This window comes from Pseudoalteromonas gelatinilytica, assembly GCF_001641615.1.
Classification (GTDB): Bacteria; Pseudomonadota; Gammaproteobacteria; order Enterobacterales; family Alteromonadaceae; genus Pseudoalteromonas; species Pseudoalteromonas gelatinilytica.
The window spans coordinates 331,032-353,114 of sequence record NZ_LRRU01000019.1 but is presented as its reverse complement, the minus strand read 5'-3'; the positions used below and the strand labels follow the sequence as shown (position 1 = coordinate 353,114).

General features: G+C 40.9%; 22 protein-coding genes. 9 read left to right on the top strand and 13 right to left on the bottom strand.

Features of this window, described 5'->3' with window-relative positions:
* Positions 1-135: 135 nt before the first annotated feature.
* Both NH153_RS11920 and NH153_RS11915 read right to left on the bottom strand, forming a co-directional pair.
* The gene (locus NH153_RS11920; protein ID WP_063704090.1) at positions 136-504 is read right to left on the bottom strand and encodes a hypothetical protein; all 369 of its coding nucleotides are present in this window, start codon (positions 502-504) and stop codon (positions 136-138) included.
* Between the two features lie 137 nt (positions 505-641).
* The gene (locus tag NH153_RS11915) at positions 642-1,136 is read right to left on the bottom strand and encodes a hypothetical protein (protein WP_063704088.1); all 495 of its coding nucleotides are present in this window, start codon (positions 1,134-1,136) and stop codon (positions 642-644) included.
* 555 nt (positions 1,137-1,691) lie between these two features.
* On the opposite strand from NH153_RS11915, the gene NH153_RS11910 reads away from it, so the two are divergent.
* Positions 1,692-2,492, top strand: a complete 801-nt coding sequence (locus tag NH153_RS11910) for a hypothetical protein (protein WP_063704085.1) — start codon at positions 1,692-1,694, stop codon at positions 2,490-2,492.
* A 266-nt stretch (positions 2,493-2,758) separates the two neighbouring features.
* Here the strand turns inward: NH153_RS11910 and NH153_RS11905 are convergent, their stop codons facing one another.
* The 8 genes from NH153_RS11905 to NH153_RS11870 are packed head-to-tail and all read right to left on the bottom strand — an operon-like array spanning position 2,759 to position 11,503.
* Complete coding sequence (locus NH153_RS11905) at positions 2,759-3,091, bottom strand: DUF6488 family protein (protein WP_063704082.1); 333 nt, start codon at positions 3,089-3,091, stop codon at positions 2,759-2,761.
* A 41-nt stretch (positions 3,092-3,132) separates the two neighbouring features.
* A complete protein-coding gene (locus tag NH153_RS11900; RefSeq protein ID WP_063704080.1) occupies positions 3,133-3,657 on the bottom strand; it encodes a hypothetical protein in 525 nt (174 codons plus the stop codon).
* Positions 3,658-3,700: 43 nt separating this feature from the next.
* Positions 3,701-4,396 carry a HupE/UreJ family protein gene (locus NH153_RS11895; protein WP_062566916.1) on the bottom strand — a complete coding sequence of 232 codons (696 nt, stop codon included), beginning with the start codon at positions 4,394-4,396 and terminating at the stop codon, positions 3,701-3,703.
* On the bottom strand, positions 4,386-7,529 hold the full coding sequence (locus NH153_RS11890; protein WP_063704078.1) for an efflux RND transporter permease subunit: 3,144 nt from the start codon (positions 7,527-7,529) through the stop codon (positions 4,386-4,388). Before NH153_RS11890 ends, NH153_RS11895 begins: the two co-directional genes overlap by 11 nt.
* A gap of 10 nt (positions 7,530-7,539) precedes the next feature.
* The gene (locus NH153_RS11885) at positions 7,540-8,772 is read right to left on the bottom strand and encodes an efflux RND transporter periplasmic adaptor subunit (protein WP_063704496.1); all 1,233 of its coding nucleotides are present in this window, start codon (positions 8,770-8,772) and stop codon (positions 7,540-7,542) included.
* A 16-nt stretch (positions 8,773-8,788) separates the two neighbouring features.
* Complete coding sequence (locus tag NH153_RS11880; protein WP_063704075.1) at positions 8,789-10,114, bottom strand: TolC family protein; 1,326 nt, start codon at positions 10,112-10,114, stop codon at positions 8,789-8,791.
* 13 nt (positions 10,115-10,127) lie between these two features.
* Complete coding sequence (locus NH153_RS11875; protein ID WP_063704073.1) at positions 10,128-11,117, bottom strand: M56 family metallopeptidase; 990 nt, start codon at positions 11,115-11,117, stop codon at positions 10,128-10,130.
* 2 nt (positions 11,118-11,119) lie between these two features.
* Positions 11,120-11,503: a BlaI/MecI/CopY family transcriptional regulator gene (locus tag NH153_RS11870; protein WP_028834938.1), complete on the bottom strand. Its 384-nt coding sequence runs from the start codon at positions 11,501-11,503 to the stop codon at positions 11,120-11,122.
* Positions 11,504-11,588: 85 nt separating this feature from the next.
* Here NH153_RS11870 and NH153_RS11865 point away from each other — a divergent pair, with 85 nt between their 5' ends.
* Both NH153_RS11865 and NH153_RS11860 read left to right on the top strand, forming a co-directional pair.
* On the top strand, positions 11,589-11,942 hold the full coding sequence (locus NH153_RS11865) for a DUF3147 family protein (RefSeq protein WP_063704071.1): 354 nt from the start codon (positions 11,589-11,591) through the stop codon (positions 11,940-11,942).
* Positions 11,943-12,374: 432 nt separating this feature from the next.
* Positions 12,375-12,851, top strand: coding sequence for a hypothetical protein (locus NH153_RS11860; protein ID WP_063704069.1), 477 nt, complete (start codon positions 12,375-12,377; stop codon positions 12,849-12,851).
* Here the strand turns inward: NH153_RS11860 and NH153_RS11855 are convergent.
* Entirely contained in the window at positions 12,848-14,053 is a 1,206-nt protein-coding gene (locus NH153_RS11855; protein ID WP_063704066.1) for an anhydro-N-acetylmuramic acid kinase, read from the bottom strand. The two genes, NH153_RS11860 and NH153_RS11855, sit on opposite strands and share 4 nt — an antisense overlap.
* A 259-nt stretch (positions 14,054-14,312) precedes the next feature.
* Between NH153_RS11855 and NH153_RS11850 the strand changes: the two genes are divergently transcribed.
* The 3 genes from NH153_RS11850 to NH153_RS11840 all read left to right on the top strand — a co-directional run bounded on the left by NH153_RS11850 (position 14,313) and on the right by NH153_RS11840 (position 18,890).
* A complete protein-coding gene (locus NH153_RS11850; RefSeq protein WP_063704064.1) occupies positions 14,313-17,048 on the top strand; it encodes a TonB-dependent receptor domain-containing protein in 2,736 nt (911 codons plus the stop codon).
* Positions 17,049-17,273: 225 nt separating this feature from the next.
* Complete coding sequence (locus NH153_RS11845; RefSeq protein ID WP_063704062.1) at positions 17,274-18,569, top strand: DUF1254 domain-containing protein; 1,296 nt, start codon at positions 17,274-17,276, stop codon at positions 18,567-18,569.
* Between the two features lie 87 nt (positions 18,570-18,656).
* Positions 18,657-18,890: a helix-hairpin-helix domain-containing protein gene (locus NH153_RS11840; protein WP_063704060.1), complete on the top strand. Its 234-nt coding sequence runs from the start codon at positions 18,657-18,659 to the stop codon at positions 18,888-18,890.
* On the opposite strand, the gene NH153_RS11835 is transcribed toward NH153_RS11840, so the two are convergent.
* Together NH153_RS11835 and NH153_RS11830 are read right to left on the bottom strand one after the other, a co-directional pair.
* Positions 18,887-19,729, bottom strand: a complete 843-nt coding sequence (locus NH153_RS11835; RefSeq protein WP_063704058.1) for an SMP-30/gluconolactonase/LRE family protein — start codon at positions 19,727-19,729, stop codon at positions 18,887-18,889. The two genes, NH153_RS11840 and NH153_RS11835, sit on opposite strands and share 4 nt — an antisense overlap.
* A gap of 11 nt (positions 19,730-19,740) precedes the next feature.
* Positions 19,741-20,148, bottom strand: coding sequence for a hypothetical protein (locus tag NH153_RS11830; RefSeq protein ID WP_063704056.1), 408 nt, complete (start codon positions 20,146-20,148; stop codon positions 19,741-19,743).
* A 185-nt stretch (positions 20,149-20,333) separates the two neighbouring features.
* Here NH153_RS11830 and NH153_RS11825 point away from each other — a divergent pair, with 185 nt between their 5' ends.
* The 3 genes from NH153_RS11825 to NH153_RS11815 all read left to right on the top strand — a co-directional run bounded on the left by NH153_RS11825 (position 20,334) and on the right by NH153_RS11815 (position 22,083).
* A complete protein-coding gene (locus NH153_RS11825) occupies positions 20,334-20,837 on the top strand; it encodes a GNAT family N-acetyltransferase (protein WP_063704054.1) in 504 nt (167 codons plus the stop codon).
* 9 nt (positions 20,838-20,846) lie between these two features.
* Positions 20,847-21,263 carry a hypothetical protein gene (locus tag NH153_RS11820; protein WP_063704052.1) on the top strand — a complete coding sequence of 139 codons (417 nt, stop codon included), beginning with the start codon at positions 20,847-20,849 and terminating at the stop codon, positions 21,261-21,263.
* Positions 21,264-21,387: 124 nt separating this feature from the next.
* Entirely contained in the window at positions 21,388-22,083 is a 696-nt protein-coding gene (locus NH153_RS11815; RefSeq protein WP_063704050.1) for a class I SAM-dependent methyltransferase, read from the top strand.

Below are 22,083 nucleotides of genomic sequence, written 5' to 3'. Positions count from 1 at the left end.
AGTCTTAAAGTTGTATAAGGTTAACTGCATAAAACTTTGATAGGTTAACGACTTAATAATGGGCGCATGCAATTAGCGACGAAGGGGCTCAAGCCAAGCGTTTGTGTCATTTAGTAATTTTCAGCTTTCACCGGATTAAGACTGACAATTGACTACTGCATCAAACTCATCCTGAACATATGATCTTAAACTTTCTCTTGTCCAAGTCTTAGTTTTTGAACCTTGCTCAGTTTTATTAATATCAGCCATAAAATATAAGCCTGCTGTTGGAGTATGCATGGCTACTCTAACACCATCACCTAACTTTCTAGAAGTAATGATGGCATTACCAAATAGATTAGAATAGTTTTCCCACTTTTCTGCTATGCACTTTGCAACTACCGTAGGTTCATTGTAAGAAGAGTTAACCGTATCTGGTACAGTTTTGGATAGTTCGTCAGGGGTAGGCATACTAGAGCAACCTGTTAATAATAAGGTTAAGATTAGTATTTTTTTTACTTCCATTTAAAATAATTCCTTAAGGTAAATACGTTGGATATATGATGAAAACTAACGCTTGTCTAACTTGCACGAAAAATATTTTAAATTTAGCAACCTATGAGTGCAAGTCTGCAGTGTTGAATCTATTGGTTTAAGTCTTGTTATGTGCTGTACAACTCTTCAACTAAGTTTATAAAAACTAAATCGTCGTCTGTGAATGATGTAAATTTCCCTGCGTTTTTAGAAAAACATCCCTGACTAACATGCTCCAGCGAGTAGGTTATTAGTTTTAACAAACAATCGTGAGCAGTTTCGCAGTTTAAGTGAAACATTCCCATAAGATCCATAGTAAACCCTAGGGAAACTATGCCACCAAATTTATAATCAGCTTCTAGAGTAATATCAGCGAGCTCATCTATCTCTTTTACTGAAATTACAGGTTCATCGATATTTCCACACCAACGAACTTCACAATAATAGCCATTGACTGGGTTGCTCTTTATGTTTTCGAAAGTTTCATCCACAAACTCTTTAGTTGGCTCTTTACCAAAATGGCTAGCAAGTGCTCCGACTAGAAAAGGAATAGTCACACCGTACTCACCTTTCCCCATTTCTTTCCATTGCTTAATAATATGAAACCAGAAAGGTTTATTCATTCTACTTCCTAAATAATTTGTACAATAGCTATGATAACCACGATGGCATATAAGAACTTTATAGTGCGTGTGTTGCGCACCTTTCTGCCTATGCCACAATCATGTATATGGTAAATATACTTTTAACAAATAACTTAATGCATTGCCAACTATAATATTTTTATTGGCGCTAAAGATATTCAGAAAAATGCGTTCGTCGCTTATTCTCTTGAATATGGGCATAAAATCGACTGTTTTAAATTCAATAAGCACTTATTTAAAGCCATCCTCCAATAACTGGTTATCACTCAAAACAGAGCTTTAGATTATTTTCGTTATCTCATGATGGAAAATATTTATAACCCGTCTATGGACATATTTGCCTTAACTCACACTAAAAATAGTTGTTGCATAACTTGCCTTACTATGTATTATAAATGATGGCTCAGGTGCCGTAGTTCGTCATCGTCTAGAAACCTTCTTAATTGTCTATTGTAATAATACAAATTTATCTAGTTTGGTATTACAACTTTAAAATGATGACATTATGTAATACCTAATAAATAGGGTAAATCAATGATTATTAATGATAGAAGCGATGTTAAAAAAATCGCTAAAGCAATAAAACTTTTACTCCCATCAGGTTTTAAAAATCAACATATTTATGAAGCGATAGCTTATTCACAGTCATTCAATACTGATGCGCATTTCAAAGCCAAATTAGATGATATTAAATACTTGTTAGATACTTCTAGAGAGGCTAATCAGCGGTTTAACTCTAGAGTGATTGAACTTTCAAGTTCAAACAGCTATAAGTTACATACAGAATTCAGAGATGCAGTTTCTTCGGTGTCCCCGCTTCCATACATATCAAAGCGAGGGTTTATCTTAGCCCTGAAAATTGACTTTGAAAATAAAATGGTTTTTGGACCAATAGAGGTTTCTAAGTCTGAGTTTTTTCCTAGCCTCAGCTTACTTTTAATCGGCGATTGTATATCAAAGATTGGCTGGGCAAAATTAAAGGCATACATAGTTGAGGAAATGCAAAAATCTGATTGTATTGAAGATCTGTACATTTCGATTAATAGTGAAGAAAACACGACTATGCGAACACAATTCAATCACCCCTTAAGTTCCGATATATATGAGTTACCAACAGATCGCTATGATATTGATCACATAATTTATGATGATAAGCCAATTCTCAATTATGCTAGTAGCGAATTTGAGATTAGAAAAGTAATTGCAACAGTCCTGAAAGATGAGATCGATAGTGAACTAGCCTCTGAGCATCCAGAAGATCTATTTAAAGCATTGCAGAGTCAAGTTTACCAAGCACAATTTGCAAGGGAAGGCTTAGAACAAGGCCAAGATTAATCTTAACTTAACAATTATTCACACAACGGCGTTTTCTAGAGTAAGAGAACGTCCAACTACAAAATATCAACCACTCTTTCTATTTATCAATAATTAAATTGCAGATTAAAAACCATACAAAACGGTTAATGTGCAAAGCTGGTTGTATTTATAACCCGTCTATGGACAAAAATGAGTTAGAGCCGACCAGTGGCTCTGTGTCATAAGCGTACTTGATACAAAACAAAGGCACCTCATGCATATATCAAAAAGTGCCTTTTAATTGATTAAAAGTCGTTTTTATTTTTAACCGCTAATACTTGACCGTTTTTTGCAATTTGGAAGTAAAGCTTATCTTCGTTGCTAGCATTAGATGCACTAACTACATAGAAATTGTCTTCAACGCTAGCAATCGAAAGTTGCGACTTATCAATATTTTTCCATGACTCATCTAACTTACCGACTTCAAAGCCAGCGTCTTTAAACGTCATCTTTTGAATATGTGTTGCAGCGATGCTAACAGCTTTCTGACCGCTGATGACACCATGATCTCCATGTGCCTGTACATTACTAGTTAGCAAGGCACCACAAAGCGCAACGATTGATATTAGTTTGTTCATTTTAGTCTCCATTTGGTATGAAATTCGTAAAGTTAAATTCGTTATTGTTTAAGGCCAATAACTTCGTATTGCCCTTTAACCAGTAGCTGTACTGACACAGGTTTATCTGATTTGTTTTTCCAATACCAACCATGAGAACCAGCAAATGGCGTGGTATAGCTGCCTTTCATTTCATTAGTTGTAGCAATAGCATAGCTTTCAAAATATCCCGTTGTGTCACCTTCAGGCTCACCATGTAAATCGAAGTACAATGGAGCACCATCGGTTAACCATTCATAAGACATTTTTTCATGCTGCTTCATATAAAATTTATATTCGATGCCGCGTCCCGCAGGGACTGTCACTTCTATTGTTTGAAACTCATCCGTGCCTTTAGTTGTCTCTAATGACGTTGTTTCCATTTCAACCGCTTGTGCAAGTTCTGTTAAACCTAACTTGTTGCCAATACCTGTCGGATCGATGTTGTACTCTGCTGGTAAGATAAAGGTAACCAGTGCAATAGCCGCGACAACGACTGCTGAAATACTCGCTTTAACGAGTGTTTTGGTACTAACTGTATGTTGCATAAAATTCTCTTTTATTTCTGTATTTCTATAAGTTAAAAATCGATTAAATAGTGAAGTAACCAGTAAGTTGTAAGCCCATCAACATCACACCAGCACTCATTAGTGCAGTATTCGTGACTGTCGAAAAACGTTGAAATGACGGCAGTTTTCTCCATGCATTTATCATGATCAAAATAAGTGCGAGCGCAGCAAATTGACCAAGTTCAACACCTAAGTTAAAAGCAATCAGGTTGGTAATAAGACCTTCATCAGCTAGGCTAAATTCTTGTAATTTGGTAGCTAAACCAAAGCCATGAAACAGACCGAAAATCAGCACCGCCCACTGGGTATTAGGCTGCCAATTAAAGCAACGCTTAAAGCCTCCTAGATTATCGAAGCCCTTATAAATTACGGAGAAACCGATTATGGCATCAATTAAATAAGCGTTGACTTGTATGTCACTTAACACACCAAATAACAGGGTTGTACTATGCCCAATAGTAAACATGGTGACGTACAACAGTACGTCACGGCTACGATATAAAAAGAAGATAACACCGACTAAAAACAGCAAGTGGTCATAGCCCGTTATCATATGCTTAGCGCCTATATATAAAAACGGGATAAACTGTACTCCATTATTTTGCTCTAAAAATGCTCTGGTTTTATCATCGACTCCGTGAGCAAAAGCTTCGATACTGAGAAGCGCTAACAGCGCAATCGTCAGATAGGTCAGTACTTTAATCATGTTACTTGGCATCTTGAGACTCCAATACTTCAACATCAGTCAAAATAGACTCCTTTTCTTTATGTAAAATTCTGTATAAGGCAGGAATGACAAACAGAGTCAAAATCGTTGACGAAATAATGCCACCAATGACTACTGTTGCCAGAGGTCGCTGAACCTCCGATCCTATGCCTGTGTTTAACGCCATAGGAATAAAACCTAATGAAGCAACCAGTGCGGTTGTTAACACAGGGCGAAGACGCGTCATCGCACCATCAAAGATTGCATTATCAAGTGCTAAGCCACCTTTACGCAGCTCTCTAATAAACGACACCATAACTAGTCCATTAAGGATAGCGATACCCGATAAGGCAATAAAGCCAACTGCTGCCGAAATTGAGAATGGAATATCACGTAATAACAGCGCAGCAATACCACCAGTTAATGCAAGTGGAACACCCGTAAAGATGATCATGGCATCTTTAAATGAGTTAAGCGCGAGGATTAACAAACCAACAATCATGATTAAAGTGACAGGCACAACGATACTCAGACGCTCTGAAGCGGATTGCAGTTTTTGGTAAGTGCCGCCATATTCCACCCAATAACCAGCAGGTACTTCAACGTTTTCATTAATAGCTGCTTGTATGTCTGCAACAAAACTACCTAAGTCCCTACCACGAACATTGGCAGTTACTACCACTCTACGTTTACCATTTTCACGATTTATTTGGTTAGCACCCGATATCAGCTCAATATCAACCAATTCTTTAAGTGGTACTGTATGTCCATCAGCCAAAGCTATCGGTAAATAAGGTATTGAATCGATATCATTACGTTTGGACTCTGTGAGCCTTACTACAATATCTGAGCGCACATCGCCTTGATAAAACTTACCTGCAACTGTACCACCCATAGCTGTTGCCACTTGAGACTGTACTTGGCTAATACTAATACCAAACTGCATCAGTTTTTCACGATTTGGCACAAGATTAAGCATAGGTAACCCTGTCGTTTGCTCAACTTGTATATCTACGGCACCTTCAACTTGAGATATTGCACCCTCTATCTCACTGCCTAACGTAGTCAACGTATCAAAGTCATCACCAAACACTTTTATCGCAAGTTCAGCTCTCACCCCAGCTAACAATTCGTTAAAACGCATTTGTATTGGCTGTAAAAACTCATATCGGTTCCCCGGAATTGGCTGTACTAGCGCGGCTAACTCTTCTACAACTTGAGTTTTTGTCTTATCTGGATCAGGCCACAACTCACGAGGTTTCAGGATAATGAAGTTATCTGCGACACTTGGCGGAACGGCATCTGTTGCAACGTCGGCAGTGCCTATTTTGGCAAAGACGCGTTCAACTTCTGGCATTTGTTTAATTTTATCTTCTAAAGATTCCTGAAGCGCGATTGCTTGAGACAATGACGTACCCGGAATTCGCAGCGCGTGCATGGCAATATCACCTTCATCCAAATTAGGCGCAAATTCACTGCCTAACTTAGTTGCCTGATAACCTGTATAGCCAACTAATACTGTTGCAAAGACAACAACTAACCAGCGGGCTTTTAATACCCAGCTCAAAGCGGGCTTGTAAAGAACAGCTGCACCACGAATTATTGGGCTATGTTTTTCTTTCACGGGCTTTTTAAATAACAAGGCAACCATAGCTGGTACAAAGGTAACCGATAACACCATAGCGCTAAGTAACGCGATAACTACGGTGATCGCCATCGGGTGGAACATTTTGCCTTCAACGCCTTCTAAGGCAAAAATTGGTAAGTAAACAGCGGTGATAATAAACACGCCAAATAGAGCTGGGCGTATGACTTCTTTTGTTGCTTCGAACACGAGTTCCATGCGTTCTTTTAGCGGCAGAGGATTGTTTCCTGCTTGACTTAGCCTGCGAAGACAATTTTCTACAATGATAATGGCACCATCGACTAACAAGCCAAAATCTAACGCGCCTAAACTCATCAGGTTTGCACTCACGCGAGTTTGTACCATACCTGTCACTGTCATCAACATGGCAAAAGGGATCACTAAGGCAGTTAAGAATGCGGCTCGGAAATTCCCTAACAAGACAAAAAGTACAACGATAACCAGAACCGCCCCTTCGGTCAGGTTAAGCTGAACCGTTTGCAGGGTTTTATCAACTAATTTAGTGCGATCATAAACAGCGGTTGCGACAATCCCTTCTGGTAAAGTGGCGTTAATTTCTTTGAGCTTTTCTCCCACGGCATGGGCAACGGTGCGGCTGTTTTCACCAATAAGCATGAACACCGTACTCATTACCACTTCACGACCATTTTGTGTAGCAGCACCAGTTCTTAGTCCTTTGCCGTTTTCAATATCGGCTACGTCTTTTATATAAATTGATGAACCACCAAGCGACTTAAGCGGAATATTACCAATGGCAGTCATATCAGTAACCTGACCGGGCAGCCTTAACAACCACTGTGCGCCATTTTGCTCAATAAAGCCTGCACCTTGGTTTTGGTTGTTTTGCGAAATTGCATCAACCACATCGGCTTGTGACAGCCCAAAAGCAAGTAACTTTTCAGGTTTGAAAGCGACTAATATTTCACGCTCAAATCCGCCTATCGGGTTCACTTCTACTACACCCGGCACCCGCATTAACTGTGGTCTTATTGTCCAGTCATGTACGGTTCGTAAATCCGTTGGTGTAATAGGCGTGCCATCAGCATGCGTAGCATCAGGCTCAGCATCAACGGTGAACATGAATATTTCACCAAGACCTGTCGCAATTGGCCCAAGTTGAGGCTCTAAGCCCTGCGGTAATTCAGCGCGTGCAGCTGATAAACGCTCATTAACAAGCTGACGGGCAAAATAGACATCAGTATCATCACTGAATATTGCAACAACTTGAGATAGACCATAACGAGAAACTGAGCGGGTATAGGTTAACCCCGGTAAACCCGACAACGCGGTCTCTAACGGAAAAGTTACCCTTTGCTCAACTTCTAATGGCGTAAACCCTGCCGCTTCGGTATTGATCATTACCTGTACATTGGTGATATCGGGCACTGCATCAATCGGTAGTTTGGTAAAATTCCATATCCCCAAACCTGACACAGCTAACACCATCACCATAACAAGGAATTTGCGCTTTATTGAAAAGCGTAAAATTGACTCCAACATTTATACGCTCCTAGTGATCGTGTGATGCGCCAGACTTTTCAATGTCGGCTTTTAAAATATAGCTATTGTCGGTCACGTATTCGGTTCCCGCTTTTAGGCCACCTAATACTTCAATCCATTCGCCTCCAGCGCGGCCCAACTCAAGCATACGAACTTCATACTGCTCACCCACTTTGGCGTAAACAACAGTAAAGTCTCTAAAACCTTGTAAGCCAACACGCTTTACAGCCAGTGGCACATCAATGGTTGCAACTTCAATGTCAGCTTTTACAAAATTTCCTTCGGCAAGGTTACTATCTTCTAATTCGACCCAAACAATTCTTGCCTGATCATCTCTCACGCTAGGCTCAATAAATGACACCTTACCTGCAAAACTTTCCTCATGACCTTCAACGTTTAACGATACTGGCGTTTCCAGTTTAACCTTGGAATAATCCGAAGGATAAACCGCTAATTTGGCAATATGGCGATTAAAATTGGTAATGGTGAGTAAGGTTTTACCATTGGTTTGCTCACCCGCGTTTGCGAATAACTGGGTAATAACACCGTTAATAGGCGCTTTAATAACGTAGGGCTTAAGACTTTCATTACTTTCTACTGTGAATAGCGTTTGCCCTTTTTTAACGATTTCACCGAAATTTACGTGTAATTTGGTGATTTCACCATCGAAACGCGCAGCAATGTTTCGCTTAGCGTCCACAGGTAAACTTAATTTTCCATAAGCGGGTATGGTTTGATGAATTGTCGCAGGGCCTGCGATTTCAGTGTTGATTTCCATTGCATCGGCAACTGCCTGTTCAATTGTGGTGCGACCCTCGAAGTTGTCATATCGCCAATTGTACTTTTTACCCTGATAAGTTGCTTCAATGGCAACAACAAAAGAGTGAGGCTCATAAATCACCATATCACCGCGAAGAAAGTCACCTTGAGCATTGAAGTTAATATCATCAGTGCCATCGCCTAGGCGAATTAATTTTACGTTTAAATCGACATTCTTTGGGTCTATAGGTTGTCCATCATTTGTCGCCCAAACACGAAACTCTGGTGGCACACCAGTTTCAAAAATAGAGAGTTCAATGGCAAAATCACCATCTCGTAACATGCGCCCACGGTGTGGACCTTTCTCTGGTTCAGCTTGCTCTGCCGCAGGTGTTGATGCTGCAATAGCATTAGGTGCGACGACACCTGTGAATGAGATAATAATCGCCAAGCTTAATGACGACAGAATATTTTTATTTTTCATAAGTTTACTCATGGTTTTACTCGCTATCACTAACGGGCACGCCAGTTAGGCGTTGAATTTCAATATGTTGTAAATGCAAAGATTGATAAGCATCAAGTAACTGATTTTGGGCGCTGAGCAGCTCTCTACGTATATCACTCCACTGGTTGTAGCTAAGCTTACCGATATCAAATGCTTGACCGGCTTCCGTCAACGCGTTTTCTAGTACGGGAATTATTTCTAATTGAATCGTTTCAATGACATGATGGGAATGTGCCATTTCTTGCAATAGCACATAGAGCTGCGCATCGAGTTTCTGCATTAGGGCTTGTTGCTGACTTGCCAGAACATCTTGTTTTGCGCGTAAGGCAGCCATTGTTCCTGCATTTCTATTTTCACTTCCCCAAGGAATAGAGACACCCGCCACTAAACCAAAATCATCGGTCGTTTCATATCGTCTTAGTCCAGCAGTGAATTGCCACTGAGGTTTGGCTTCAATACGTGCAAGTTCCATTTGAGACTGGGCGATACGTTGTTCATTAGCGAACTGCTGTATTTGCGGGATTTGCTTAAGCTTGTTTAGCTGGCTTTCTACAGATGGAATTTCCGGCTTAAGCATTAAATTTCCCGTTAACTTAAGCTCAGCCTGAGGCTTACCCCATAAGGATGACAGTTGATAATGGCTGGCTTTTAATTCGTGCTCTAAATCTTCAACAGCTAGATTTCTTCGAACCAACTCAGCTTGAGCCAAGCGCATTTCGACATTAGAACTTTTGCCTGCTTTTACTCTTTTGACAATAGCGTCAACCACTTCCTGTGCCTGAGATACCGCTAATTGATTGAGTTTCAAGCGCTCTTGCTTTATCAATATTTCAACAAACTGTTTAGCAACAATCGCAGATAAATCGAGGGCTTTTATTTTTTGCTCTACTATTACTGCATTTGCTTGGCTTTTTGCCGCATTAACTCTGCCATCAATTTGCTCTTGTTGAAGCAACCAAGAGTATGTGAGCGTTGATTGCATACTTTGTAATGCACTATGCTCACCTGTCCCAAACGCATCTTCAATCATTAAACCTATTTGAGGACGCTCTCCAATGCCAGCTTGCTCGATATTACCTTGCCACACAGCTTCTTGATCTATCAAGGCTTTTAGCTCAGGATGACTTTGTAGAGTCATGGTCACAGCCTTGCTTAAATTTATAACCTGATGTGATGACTGTAATTGCTGCTGGATTTGCGCATTAGCCAAAAAGGGAGTTGATGTTACTAAACCAGCCCCCGTTGTTAAAACTAGACCAACAGCCAAAAACCGATTGCCGATCGGTTTTTTTCTGTTGCTTTTATAAAGATTAAATCTCATTCCATATCCTTAATTAATGGATGAAAAAAGTTTCGATAAAGTGATGAAAACTATCGACAGTGGATGCCGCTAGCACTGGCATAGTTGCCAATAATGCTAGAGTAATGATGGTAGTAGTAAGTGACGGTTTATTAATTGGATTTAATAAACCCTCAACACGAAGACTCGTGTAATCATGTCCGAAGTAGCTAACAGACGCCTGATCGCAATCCGTAGGAAGTGCTTTTTGAAGTCTAGCGACATCAATTAATGTCTGTGCGATATCAAGGTGGTCGTATTCTTTTGTGACCTCATTGTCGGCCATCTTTTCCGTCATTAAGACATATTGCTCGATTAGGGTTTGTTTTATACGTGACGGATAGAAGCTGGCAAGTGCCGTGAAAAGCACTTTAAATAACGGGTCTCTTGCCGTTACATGAGCCTGTTCATGATTAACGATGATATTAAGTTGTTCATCGCTAACTTGGGTTTGTAGTCCGGTTGATACATATATCTTGGGAGATATAAAACCTGTAGTAAAGGCAACAGGCACTTTAACAGGCATCAATAAATATTGATTGCCATTAGTCGTCCTAGCATCTTGTGCATCAGTAAAGCTTAGTAAACTCGATAATGCGATGGACTGTTTGGTTCTAGCAAAGGTAGTGTTAGTTACGCGCCAAGCTAAATAGATTAGTGCTAAAAGTAGGGTTAACGCGTGCCAACTTGAAAAGCTAAAAATATCGATATGGTGCCAATGGGCAAAATCTTCGAACCAGCTTATGTTAAAAACTTTATCAAACCCTAACGAGTAAGGCATAAAGTAACTAATACAAGAAAAGGCTATCCACCAAGGTGCACTCACTAGTGACCACAATGTAAACTTTTGACTATTAAAACTGACTTGTTTGAGTCTGAACAACACAAAACGAGATACGACAGCAACAGTTGCAATACCGATCACAAATGCAAGCACTGAAACACTGAGCAAATTTAGAACGATTGCCATATCTCCAACTAACATAATTAAGCCCGCTCCTTTCTAAGCTGGCGTTGTTTCTCGATCATTTTTTCTAATGTATCGAGTTGTTCGTCATTAAGCTGTGCCGAAGCAGAACTGAACGCCGCAATTAAGCTATTTTCACCATCATCAACAAAGTCACTGGTTACATTTGAAATAAGTTGAGCAATTAAGCCTTCACGATCTACTCTGGCTGAATAACAATACGCATGGCCTTGTTTAGTGCGTTTAAGTAATTCTTTTTTAAATAACCTATCAAGCGTACTTTGGATAGTATTTAACGAATTACCACGAGCTAACCCCAGTACTTTATGTACTTGCTTTGCATCCGCTTCTTTCACATTCCAGAAATGTTGAAGCACTAACTTTTCTAGTTCACCTAACTGCATAACACTTTACTCTATTTAATTCGTTGGCTATATTGTCACAACAAAAACCGATAGGCAATCGGTTTTTTTCATTTAAGGACATTATATGGGTTGGCTAATAACTAAGTATTTGATCACCGCTACGGTCATTGTCGCGGCATCAGAGCTAGCAAAACGAAATGATAAACTAGGCGCACTAATAGTGGCCTTACCGACAGTCACAATTTTAGCTATGATTTGGTTATATGTTGAAAAGCAACCGTCTGAGAAAATAGCCAATCATGCTTGGTACACTTTTTGGTATGTACTTCCCACATTGCCCATGTTTTTACTTTTCCCCATGCTGATGCAGCGCTACAGTTTTTGGCTATCGTTACTCACCAGCTCATTAATAACTGTAATTTGCTTTTGGCTGTTTTCTTTATTGCTGAAGCAGTTTGGGATTGATTTACTTCCTTGAGGTTAACAGCAAGGTCCGTTGTTCGCCCGACAACTGCCATTAGAGTATTTACGTTAACGCGTAATGGGACATTTTTGAGTTAAGAGACAGCACAAAAAAGGCAGGTTTTTGATTAATCCAAACTGAGCTTTGTATTACCTCCAGTACTTGATATTTTAATTATTATTCATCTGTAGCTTTGAGGTAAATATACAGGTATCACGCCTTATCAGAAAACCCCAAATATCGATATTTCCCTCCACCCTAAAACCCTTACCAGACAAGACTTTCTATTCCAATCTTGTCAGAAACCATTCCAGTTTTGGAACAGAAAGAACAAACTTTTCTCTGTTTCTGAAATAAATAATCCGCAATATGACAATAGTCATAATTCTGTCATCTAACTGATCAATAATTGACGCTAATTTAATCACCTAACGTAATGAAGAAGTAATGGACAGTGCCTTGGTGCAACTTTCGTTTGCACTCCCATCTAGTGAAGACCCTTTATGTGCTGCGCTTGCGCATACTATGGAATATGAACAATTGCATTTTGCGGCTAATGAGCAAAAGCGTGTTGTATTTTGTTGTGTGCTGCCAGATGATGCCCATGAAGGTGACGTGATCTCTATCAGTGCAACCCGCCCTGATGCTCGTGAATCGGCCTATTTTACTGCGCACACTTTAACGCAGCACGATCTAGATCAGCACGTTATTATGCTTACGTTAGAGGATGTTACTCACAGTGGTGAATTTGTTTTGCAATTAATGCTACACGGCATGCATGCAACTCTTAAAGACAGCGCCCAATTTGATGTCAGCATTGCAGCAAGCACATCACCAGAGCTATTAACTTCTGAGCAAGCTAAAAACCATGGCTTACGCCATTACATCAGTAATATTGGCGCAAGCTTTTTAGCTTTTTTTTAGTCAGCAAAGCTAATTTTACCCATGGTAATATCGGGGATCCCTTGCTCGGTATTACCAAAGCGTTGTTGCCCGCCCGACAAACATTCGTTCGCTAAAATAGCAAATAACACGGCTTCTTTTGCATCTGGATTTATCCCCAACGAATCGGTGTTATTTATCACAGAAAGCGCTGGGCAATTAGCCAAAATAATGTCCATTAATAATGGGTTATGAACTCCACCACCACTGGCGTATACAGCCACATCGGTCAAGCCTTCGCTGCATTGGTTAATTGCTTTAGCAATCATTACCCCTGAAAACTGCACTAAAGTTGCCATCACATCAAAGTGCGATAAGTTCTGCGTATTCGAGCGTGCTTGTGCTGCGGCTAAATAGTCTAGATTAAACACTTCTGGCCCGGTGGTTTTTGGAAAACCTAAAGCAAAAAACGCATCATCACATAGCGCTGCGAGTAAATCTTCACTTACCGTGCCTTTTGCTGCAATAGTGGCATCTTTATCATAATGAAGTGGAGCAAAATAACGCTGTATATAGGCATCCATAATGGTATTACCTGGGCCTATATCAGAGCTAAAAACCGCTCGTGCATCTGCAGATTTAGGTAAGTAGGTTAAGTTTGCAATGCCGCCCATATTTAGCAATATACGGTTTTCGCTGGTACTTGTGAAATACAAGTAGTCACCATATACCGCAAGCGGTGCACCTTCGCCACCCGCTGCAATGTGCTTTTGTCTAAAATCAGCGATGGTCGTAATACCTGCAGTCACCGCTAAATGATCGCTGTCACCAATTTGTAGTGTTGCATTGCCATATTCTGCACGCTTGTGTTGGTTTTTAGGGCAGTGATAAATAGTTTGTCCGTGGCTGGCAATCACATCAACAAGTTCTTTTGCTACTCCCCAGCTGGCTAACGTTTTGGCAACCATTTCACCATGTAATTGACCAATCCAAGGATTGAGTAAAGTGACTTCTTCAAGATCACATTCGCGTTTGGCGAACACTCGTTTCACACGCATTTTATAATCATCGTCGTAGTCTACCGTCGTAAACTTTAATACTTCTACATGAGTATCCATGCCCTGCCCTGATACTTCGCATAGCGCGATATCAAGACCATCTAATGAGGTGCCACTCATTAGACCAATTATTAATTTTCTTTCTTTTTTTGCGCTTAAATACAGTTTTTCAATATGTTGATGCATAAATAAATCACTTAAAATCAGCTTATTAGATGTAAATAAGCGGGTTGACGAATTGGAATAGTTTATATTTTAAAATAATAGATTTAAAGAATAATTATTGCAAAGACTTTTAAATTGCTTTAAAACTGTACCGGTGAGCTCCCCAAAAGGAGAACACACAAGCATCATAACAAAAAGTATGACTCATTAAATTAACTAAATGGTCTAGGTCAGACACCAACCTGCGTTGATTTAAATGATAAAACGCAAGGGAATCATCATGAAAGCAAATACATCAACAGGGCACCGCTCGCTATTGCTGCTATCACCTCTAGCTCTCGCTGTAAGTTCAGTAATTAGTTATGCCCACGCAGAAGAAACTACTGAAGTAAAAAAACCTGAAGTGATCACCGTAACAGGTTCACGAATTCAACGTACCGAGCTGGTCTCAAGTAGTCCAGTGGTGAGCGTTGATGAAGCACAAATTCACCTAGACCGTGCAGTGAACGTTGAAGATATTACCGCAAAACTGCCACAAGCTGCGGCGGGTGCAAACAGCACAGGTGCCACAGTCGGTGACTCATTTGGCTCATCAACGATTGATTTACGCGGCCTAGGTCAAAACCGTACGTTGGTACTTATTGACGGCACTCGCGCGGTACCATTTAGTTTTCGTAACTCGGTTGACGTGAATACTATTCCTGCCGGGTTAATTAAACGCGTTGATGTATTAACAGGTGGTGCAGCAGCGGTTTACGGCGCCGATGCGGTAGCCGGTGTTGTTAACTTTGTTTTAGACGATGATTTTACTGGCGCTGAATTCTCAACCAGTTACGAAAGTGCCGACGGTGGTAACGAAAAGCTTAACTTTGAAGCAATTTTTGGTGGTGACATCGCAGATGGTCGCGGCCATGTAACAGGCTATATTGGTTACACCGAACGAAAAGAGCTGTTAGCTGGCGAGCGCGACTATGCGCTTGAAAACTCAACGGCAATGATCAACAGCGGTGGTTATTATACTGACGTTGCCTCTGGCAACAGCATCGGTATTGCTGATTCAGGTGCTGTAACAAGTGAGCGTCAAACAACTGATTTCACAGCTGACCGTTATTTAACTCAACCGATGGACCGTTTTTCTGCGGGCTTATTATTTGACGTTGATGTGAGCGACAGTGCCATTGCCTATGGCCGCGCAATGTATTCTAAAGTGACCGTAAATGGTGCGGGTGCCAGTGGCCAAACACCGATTTTTGTTAACGAACAAGTGACCCTCACGCAAGACAACGCCTATATTCCTGATGAACTACGTGACCAACTCACGTTTGATAGCGAAGGCAATGCCCTTGTTAATGTTGAACGTAACCTGGGTTTAGGTGTGCAACACACCGAAGCGGTGCGTGATTCAATGCAATTTCAACTGGGTTTAAAAGGTGATATTACTGACTACTTACGTTATGACGTATATGGCCAGTACGGCAAAACAGATGAAGTGGCCACCATTTACAACAACGCATACCGCAATGATAACAGCGGTAATAGTCGCTTTGCTGCCCTTGCAAATTCAGTGGATATTTTTGATCCCAACCTTGATTTCAGCGACTTTAGCGATCCGCTGCTTTATACCACTCGCGACCGTACTCAAAGTGTGATCTCAGCAACGCTATCGGGTGATTCTGGGTTCTTATTTGAATTACCAGCCGGTGCTATCGATTTTGCAATCGGTTATGAATACCGTAAAGAAACCGGTAAACAAACACCGGGCGATGCATTTAGAAACGGCACCAGCTTTGCGTCTATCAGCGCATTTGATATGGACGCAAGCTTTAGCTCTGAAGAGTTCTACGCTGAAATTTTAGTGCCTATCTTAGTTGATAAACCTTTTGCTGAAGAGCTTAGCTTTGAAGGTGCCTACCGTATTTCTGATTACTCAAATACCGAAGCAGAAGACACTTACAAACTAGGTATCAACTGGGCAATAAACAGCGACATTCGTATTCGCGCCAACCGCTTAACCGCGTTTAGAGCACCTAACTTAGGTGAGTTTGCCAGCCCAATCACAGCGCTATCGTTATCGTTATTTGACCAAAATAGCGACCAGTTTGTGCCACGACTAGCAGGGCGTTATAACGGCGATCCATGTTTACTGGGCACCGGTGATGCGACTCAATGTGCTGCGTTTGGTGCGCCACCTGTTGGCACCGAGTTTGATTCAAGCACGGCAGAGTACACCTATGGTGGTAACCCGAATATTAAACCTGAGCAAGCCGAATCAGATACATTAGGCATTGTTTATACACCTAGCTATTTAGAAGGCTTTGATTTATCACTCGATTACTACAGTATTCGTGTAACAGATGCGGTAAGCCAAATTCAACCAGGTGCTGCACTACAAAGCTGTTATGTTGATGACCCGAATCCGAATAACCCATTGTGTGGTGCGGTACTTCGCGATCCAAACACTGGCTTTATTAGTACAGCCATCGTTAATGACTTTAACTTAGCCGCGATTGAGCAAGAAGGTATCGACGTTGCAGCAAATTATGTAATTGATGCACCTGAGCAAATGGGTGGTCGTTTTAGATTCTCGTACCAAGGTAACTTTGTTACTAAACAAACCCGTCAAAACAACAGTACGGTGGCTGAAATTGACTGTAAGGGAACTTATGGCAGCGCCTGTTCGGGTGACTTTGCGAGTATCCTGCAAGCTGATTACAAACACCGCGCAAGCATTGATTGGCAGTTAGATAACATGAACTTCCAACTTGGCTGGCGCAGAATCGGTGAAGTAGAGTATGCTGTCGACCGTTCAGAAACAATCTCAGCACAAAATTACTTAGATTTTGCCGCTGCATGGCAAGTTAATGAGGAACTTGCTGTTAACTTTGGTGTCGATAACTTATTAGACCGTGAACCACCAACACCTGAAGTAGGCGCAAACCACTTTAACACAGTAAGTGATTATAGTGTGATTGGCCGCTCAGTCGGTGTTTCACTGAGATATGCCCCAAGCTTCTAATTAATCCTACTGTTTTAGCTACACAGGATTGATCCCCTCAAGCGCACCCTGCCCGGTGCGCTTTTTTATTGCCGGAATAGTTTGAGCTGAATCAACATGGCGAAAATTTACACAATTTTTGTATGAAAATCGTTCCCAAAACCTTACGTTTACGCTACTTTATTCTTTGTGAACTCGTGTTTTTTATTCACTTTTTCTCATCGAAGCATATAAAAGGAGTTAATAATGAAAAAAGCGTTACTCAGTTTAACTGTGTTGGCTGCGTCTCAAACCGCCCTAGCAAATGCAATACCAGACAAACTCGCCGAGGATGCATTCATCTATGCATACTCAATTGATGAAGCATATAAATTTTTTTATGAAACCGCTGTTGAAACAGACACCCCACTTAATCGCTTTCAAAATATTCGCCATATAGCAGATGATACTTATACCGCACACGTAACTATCAATAACGATACCTTACATCTAATGGGATGGTTAGATGTAGCCGCAGAACCTGTGATTGTAAGTATTCCAGATATGGATAAAGGACGTTACTGGATTTTACACACAATGGACATGGGCCATTACACCACGTCAATGATCGGCTCACGATTACGTGGTAATGAAGGTGGCAGTTTTATGTTTGCTTCTCGATCTTGGCAAGGTGATGTTCCAGCAAGTGTTGATGAAGTTATTCGTGTTGATTCAAATCTTTTAAAACTAATGGGCCGTATCATGGCCGTTGGCAAAGAAGATGAGAAAACCGCATTAAATTACATGGATAAGTGGAATATTCGCACGCTTTCAGCATATTTAGGTGTAGCAGGGCCAAAAGCGAAAGAGCGCAGCTATCCAAACCCTGAAAACACCAATTGGGTGCAACGAGTTAACTACGTGTTATGTGATGGAGACATGGCAACCGCTGACAAAAAATGGCTAGATAAATATAAAGTTATCGGTCTTGAAGCTTGTAAAGATGACTTTAGTAAAGCCCAACTAGCCGCCGCTAAAAAAGGCAAAGAGCTAGGCATGGCTCACCTTGTTAAACTCGCCCCTGAAATGACCAATGCAGGAAAACTACTTGGTACTCGTGAGCAACTTAGCGATGGAGAGCGTGATTTATTCGCGGAAGGCACCTACTTAGGTCAATGGGGTTTACCACCTGATGAGTCAGTATACTTAAAAGCTGAAACAGGTAGCGACGGTAAAAACATCAATGGCGCTAACGGCAAAGAATACATTATGCGTTTTAAAGCACCTGATGTAAGTCAATTTTGGTCGTTTACAGTTTATGGTTCTGATAACCGTTTAATGGCTCACAATGAGATTAATCGTCATAGCCGTGGAGATCGCACACTTACACCTGATGCTGACGGCATGTACACGATAAAGCTGAGTGCAAAAGGTAAGGAAAGTGACTCAAACTGGTTACCGATCCCTGAAAAAGATGCTTATATCATTATGCGCTTATACGGGCCTAGCAAAGAGGTTCAAGAAGGTAGTTATGACTTCCCAACATTAAAGGTCACTAACTAGATAGTTATTTTGCTGGCCTTGTAATATTGTAATCAAGGTCAGCACCTTCAATTTTAGTGATCAATTACAGAGTTTAGGACAGATAACATGCCATTTAACGAGCAAGAGCGCAGTGCGCTTTTAGCACTCAAAGGTGTCGGACCAACGGTGATAAAACGGTTTGAAGAAATTGGTATTGAATCGTTTGAGGAGTTAGCCGGGTTTGATGCCAACACCATTGCTGAGCGAGTCGCGTCGATGTTGCATTCAAGTTGTTGGCAAAATAGTCCGCAAGCAAAAGCGGCTATCACCGCCGCGATTGCGCGAGCAAAACAAGGCTAAAGCTCAATGACTTCTATTGCACCGCGCTTTTGCATGGTGACATACACTTTGTTTTGCGTTTCGTTGAAAGCCAAATTCGTTGGATGCTGGCCTTTTAATTGATAGCTATTTAAGAGCTTGCCGTTAGGTGATACTTCAAGCACTTTCCCTGCGCCGTAACGTGTAATAAACACATGCCCTTGATTATTAACGCGCATGCCATCTAAGCCATGATCTGTAAACTTAATAAAAGCTTTCTTATTACTAATGTTTAAGTTCTCATCTAAGTCATATTGCCAAACAACTCGCTGCACACTCTCGTTCACATAGAGCTTGGTGTTGTCGTTATTAACCGCCACTCCATTGGTAGTCCCCATGTTTTTTTCGAGTAAATGGGTGCTGCCATCTGCATTGATACGCCATAGCTGACCCGTTTCGTTCGCCCAGTTAGGATCACTTGCAAACAGCGCCCCACTTTTGGTGATAGCAATGTCATTGGGCTGATTCATTTTACTATTATGGGCGAACACTTCTGCTTTATTGCTGCCAGCAGGTACTTTTAAAATATTGTGGTTAACATAATCGGCAATAAACAAATTACCTTGTGAGTCAAACTGTAGGCCATTGCCAACGCTGTCATCGGGTAAGCGCACAAATAACGATGTTTTGCCCATGTTATCAACGCGGCCAATGGTTCCTTGCTGGGCATAGTTCACCGCGTATAAGGCACCGTTATACATGGTTGGCCCTTCAACGCCTTGAGTGAAAACGTTATCTTTAACAAAGTCTTGGCTATCAACTGCAAAGCTTAACGGTGAGCTTAAAAGTAGTGTTATTGCCAGTGGCTTAAGTTGTTTCATCGGTCTTCCTTTTACTCATTTAAACTCGTGTATACCGCTAAAATCGGGTATTCGTTTTCACCAAAAGATAAGGTCAAAGAACGCTTTTCGCCATCATCTAACTTAATACCTTCGTCAAAGCTCTGAGGATGCACACGACGCCCATCGGCAAATAGCGCCATAATATGGTCAGCCTGAAGAATTCGCGATCCCGATGCTTTGTTTTCAATCGTCACAACCGCTAAACGGCGACCGCTTTCACTGCTCATTAATACACTATGGACAATGCTAAATTGACTTTGCTTAGGGTAGCGCTTGGCATCATTCTCAAATGAAAAAGCACTGCCAGAGAGCATGACCGGATCCACTGATAATACATCAGTATTAGCTTGCAAAGAGGTTACAAAAACCGCTGCAATCAATAGAAAAACACGCTTCATATCAATCCTTTTGATAAGCTTAAACTAGATTTAGCATACACCGTTCCTAAACGACTGCCAATAAAGCGAAGCGGCATAAATCGTTATTAAAGGTGATTAAAAGTAACATTTGCTAGTATCCATTCTCATTCTTTGCTATCAATAACAAAACCATAAAAACAACCATTTTAGGTACAGATGCAATTGTGATTTCACTTCGCGACTTTCAACAACAAGATGCTGAACAATTAATTTCAATTTTAAACGACACAAACGTCACTCAGTTTCTTTCAAATAAAATCCCGAGTCCATATACCGCAAGCGACGCAAACTGGTGGATCACTGAAGGCAGTAGGAGCGAGCTTATAAAAGCAATCACGTTGGATGATCAATTGATTGGGTGCGTGAGCGTGCTCCCTGGTGAATTTGAATTTAATCGCTCAGCCGAGTTAGGTTACTGGTTGGCAAAAGAGTATTGGCAACAAGGGATCACTGCAAAGGCAGCGACTATGCTACTCGAAACGGTATTTACTAAAACGAATATCGTCAGAGTGTTTGCGTATGTGTGTGAGGATAACCCCGCCTCAATAAAGTTATTACAAAAGCTAGGTTTCAAGCAAGATGCCATTTTAAAAAACGCGATGTTCAAGCAACAGCAATTCTTTAATGCACATCTTTTTTCATTGATAAAACCTCACAATAGAAACTAAAGGACGAGTATGAGTAAAGCGTTAAAAATACTTTGGCATAGCGGTGCTGCTATTTTTTGGGGGTTTAGCACCCTAGCGTTACTTATTTGGGGTATTTCAGCTATCACACCAAATTGGTGTGGTGATGAGCAATATGAAGTGTTCTTATCACCAGATAAAGACAAACAAGCCGTGGTTTCAGTCATAAACTGTGGTGCCACAACAAACTTTGAAACACTGATATCTATCAGTCACGTAGCGCAACCAAACGAGAAAACTATCTTGCTATCACTAGACGGACACCCAAGTAACACCAGCTACAAAGTTACCTGGACATCGAATAACGACATTGAGCTAACTGATTTTGAATTTGCAAAGTTATTATCGTTTCATAGTCGAAACACTGTTGGCGATATAGCTCAGTCTCACATTCACCCTAAAAATTAAGCAAATTAATATGCTTAAATCAACCTAACAAATGAATGCCCCATTAAGTAACTTTTAAAGTTATCTAAAATAAAGTAAGCTAACCACTTCTGTAACACTTAAAGTTACCTAATGAGTTTTTATTATGCAACAACACGAAGTCACCGCCTTATTTGATCAACAAGCAGCTAATTACGATTCACAATGGCAAAACATGGCGCCTATTAGCCAAGCCTTGTATTTTATGATGTCGCCTTTATTCAGCAAACTGCTAAGCAATGCGCATATTCTCTGCGTTGGAGCGGGTACCGGAAATGAAATTTTGCATTTAGCACAGGCATTTCCCGCATTTCGCTTCACCGCTGTTGAACCCTCGACTGAAATGATCAAAGTATGCAAACACAATTTAACGCAAGCAGGGGTTGCACATCGCTGCCAGTTTCATAATGGCTATGTAGATTCACTCAAAAACTTGATGCCCTTTGATGCAGCGACAGCCGTGTTAGTGTCGCAGTTTATTGTGGATGAACCTAAACGAGTGGCATTTTTTGCTGATATTCACAAACGTTTAAAACCAGGCGGGTTACTTGTCAGCGCAGACTTAAGTGCCAATCAAAGTGGCGAAACTTACCCAGAGCAGCTTAGTCACTGGTTAAGTGTGATGTCATCAGCCGCAGTAAGCCCTGAACAAATTGAAAGAGTAAAACTAGCTTATGAAAATGACGTTGCTTTAAGAGAGACTCACGTCATTGAAAACATCATTACCGAGTCAGGTTTTACAGGCGTTTACCCGTTTTATCAAGCAGGCCTAATAAAAGCATTCACTGGTGTTAAAGCGTAG

What these genes read in the sequence shown, in the direction of transcription:
- NH153_RS11875 (WP_063704073.1), bottom strand. Translation starts at nt 11,117, where the DNA reads ATGTTAGTTGGAGATATGGCAATCGTTCTAAATTTGCTCAGTGTTTCA.
- NH153_RS11880 (WP_063704075.1), bottom strand. Translation starts at nt 10,114, where the DNA reads ATGAGATTTAATCTTTATAAAAGCAACAGAAAAAAACCGATCGGCAAT.
- NH153_RS11865 (WP_063704071.1), top strand. Translation starts at nt 11,589, where the DNA reads ATGGGTTGGCTAATAACTAAGTATTTGATCACCGCTACGGTCATTGTC.
- NH153_RS11845 (WP_063704062.1), top strand. Translation starts at nt 17,274, where the DNA reads ATGAAAAAAGCGTTACTCAGTTTAACTGTGTTGGCTGCGTCTCAAACC.
- NH153_RS11835 (WP_063704058.1), bottom strand. Translation starts at nt 19,729, where the DNA reads ATGAAACAACTTAAGCCACTGGCAATAACACTACTTTTAAGCTCACCG.
- NH153_RS11840 (WP_063704060.1), top strand. Translation starts at nt 18,657, where the DNA reads ATGCCATTTAACGAGCAAGAGCGCAGTGCGCTTTTAGCACTCAAAGGT.
- NH153_RS11890 (WP_063704078.1), bottom strand. Translation starts at nt 7,529, where the DNA reads ATGTTGGAGTCAATTTTACGCTTTTCAATAAAGCGCAAATTCCTTGTT.
- NH153_RS11870 (WP_028834938.1), bottom strand. Translation starts at nt 11,503, where the DNA reads ATGCAGTTAGGTGAACTAGAAAAGTTAGTGCTTCAACATTTCTGGAAT.
- NH153_RS11895 (WP_062566916.1), bottom strand. Translation starts at nt 4,396, where the DNA reads ATGCCAAGTAACATGATTAAAGTACTGACCTATCTGACGATTGCGCTG.
- NH153_RS11820 (WP_063704052.1), top strand. Translation starts at nt 20,847, where the DNA reads ATGAGTAAAGCGTTAAAAATACTTTGGCATAGCGGTGCTGCTATTTTT.
- NH153_RS11910 (WP_063704085.1), top strand. Translation starts at nt 1,692, where the DNA reads ATGATTATTAATGATAGAAGCGATGTTAAAAAAATCGCTAAAGCAATA.
- NH153_RS11855 (WP_063704066.1), bottom strand. Translation starts at nt 14,053, where the DNA reads ATGCATCAACATATTGAAAAACTGTATTTAAGCGCAAAAAAAGAAAGA.
- NH153_RS11905 (WP_063704082.1), bottom strand. Translation starts at nt 3,091, where the DNA reads ATGAACAAACTAATATCAATCGTTGCGCTTTGTGGTGCCTTGCTAACT.
- NH153_RS11920 (WP_063704090.1), bottom strand. Translation starts at nt 504, where the DNA reads ATGGAAGTAAAAAAAATACTAATCTTAACCTTATTATTAACAGGTTGC.
- NH153_RS11900 (WP_063704080.1), bottom strand. Translation starts at nt 3,657, where the DNA reads ATGCAACATACAGTTAGTACCAAAACACTCGTTAAAGCGAGTATTTCA.
- NH153_RS11885 (WP_063704496.1), bottom strand. Translation starts at nt 8,772, where the DNA reads ATGAAAAATAAAAATATTCTGTCGTCATTAAGCTTGGCGATTATTATC.
- NH153_RS11915 (WP_063704088.1), bottom strand. Translation starts at nt 1,136, where the DNA reads ATGAATAAACCTTTCTGGTTTCATATTATTAAGCAATGGAAAGAAATG.
- NH153_RS11850 (WP_063704064.1), top strand. Translation starts at nt 14,313, where the DNA reads ATGAAAGCAAATACATCAACAGGGCACCGCTCGCTATTGCTGCTATCA.
- NH153_RS11860 (WP_063704069.1), top strand. Translation starts at nt 12,375, where the DNA reads ATGGACAGTGCCTTGGTGCAACTTTCGTTTGCACTCCCATCTAGTGAA.
- NH153_RS11815 (WP_063704050.1), top strand. Translation starts at nt 21,388, where the DNA reads ATGCAACAACACGAAGTCACCGCCTTATTTGATCAACAAGCAGCTAAT.
- NH153_RS11830 (WP_063704056.1), bottom strand. Translation starts at nt 20,148, where the DNA reads ATGAAGCGTGTTTTTCTATTGATTGCAGCGGTTTTTGTAACCTCTTTG.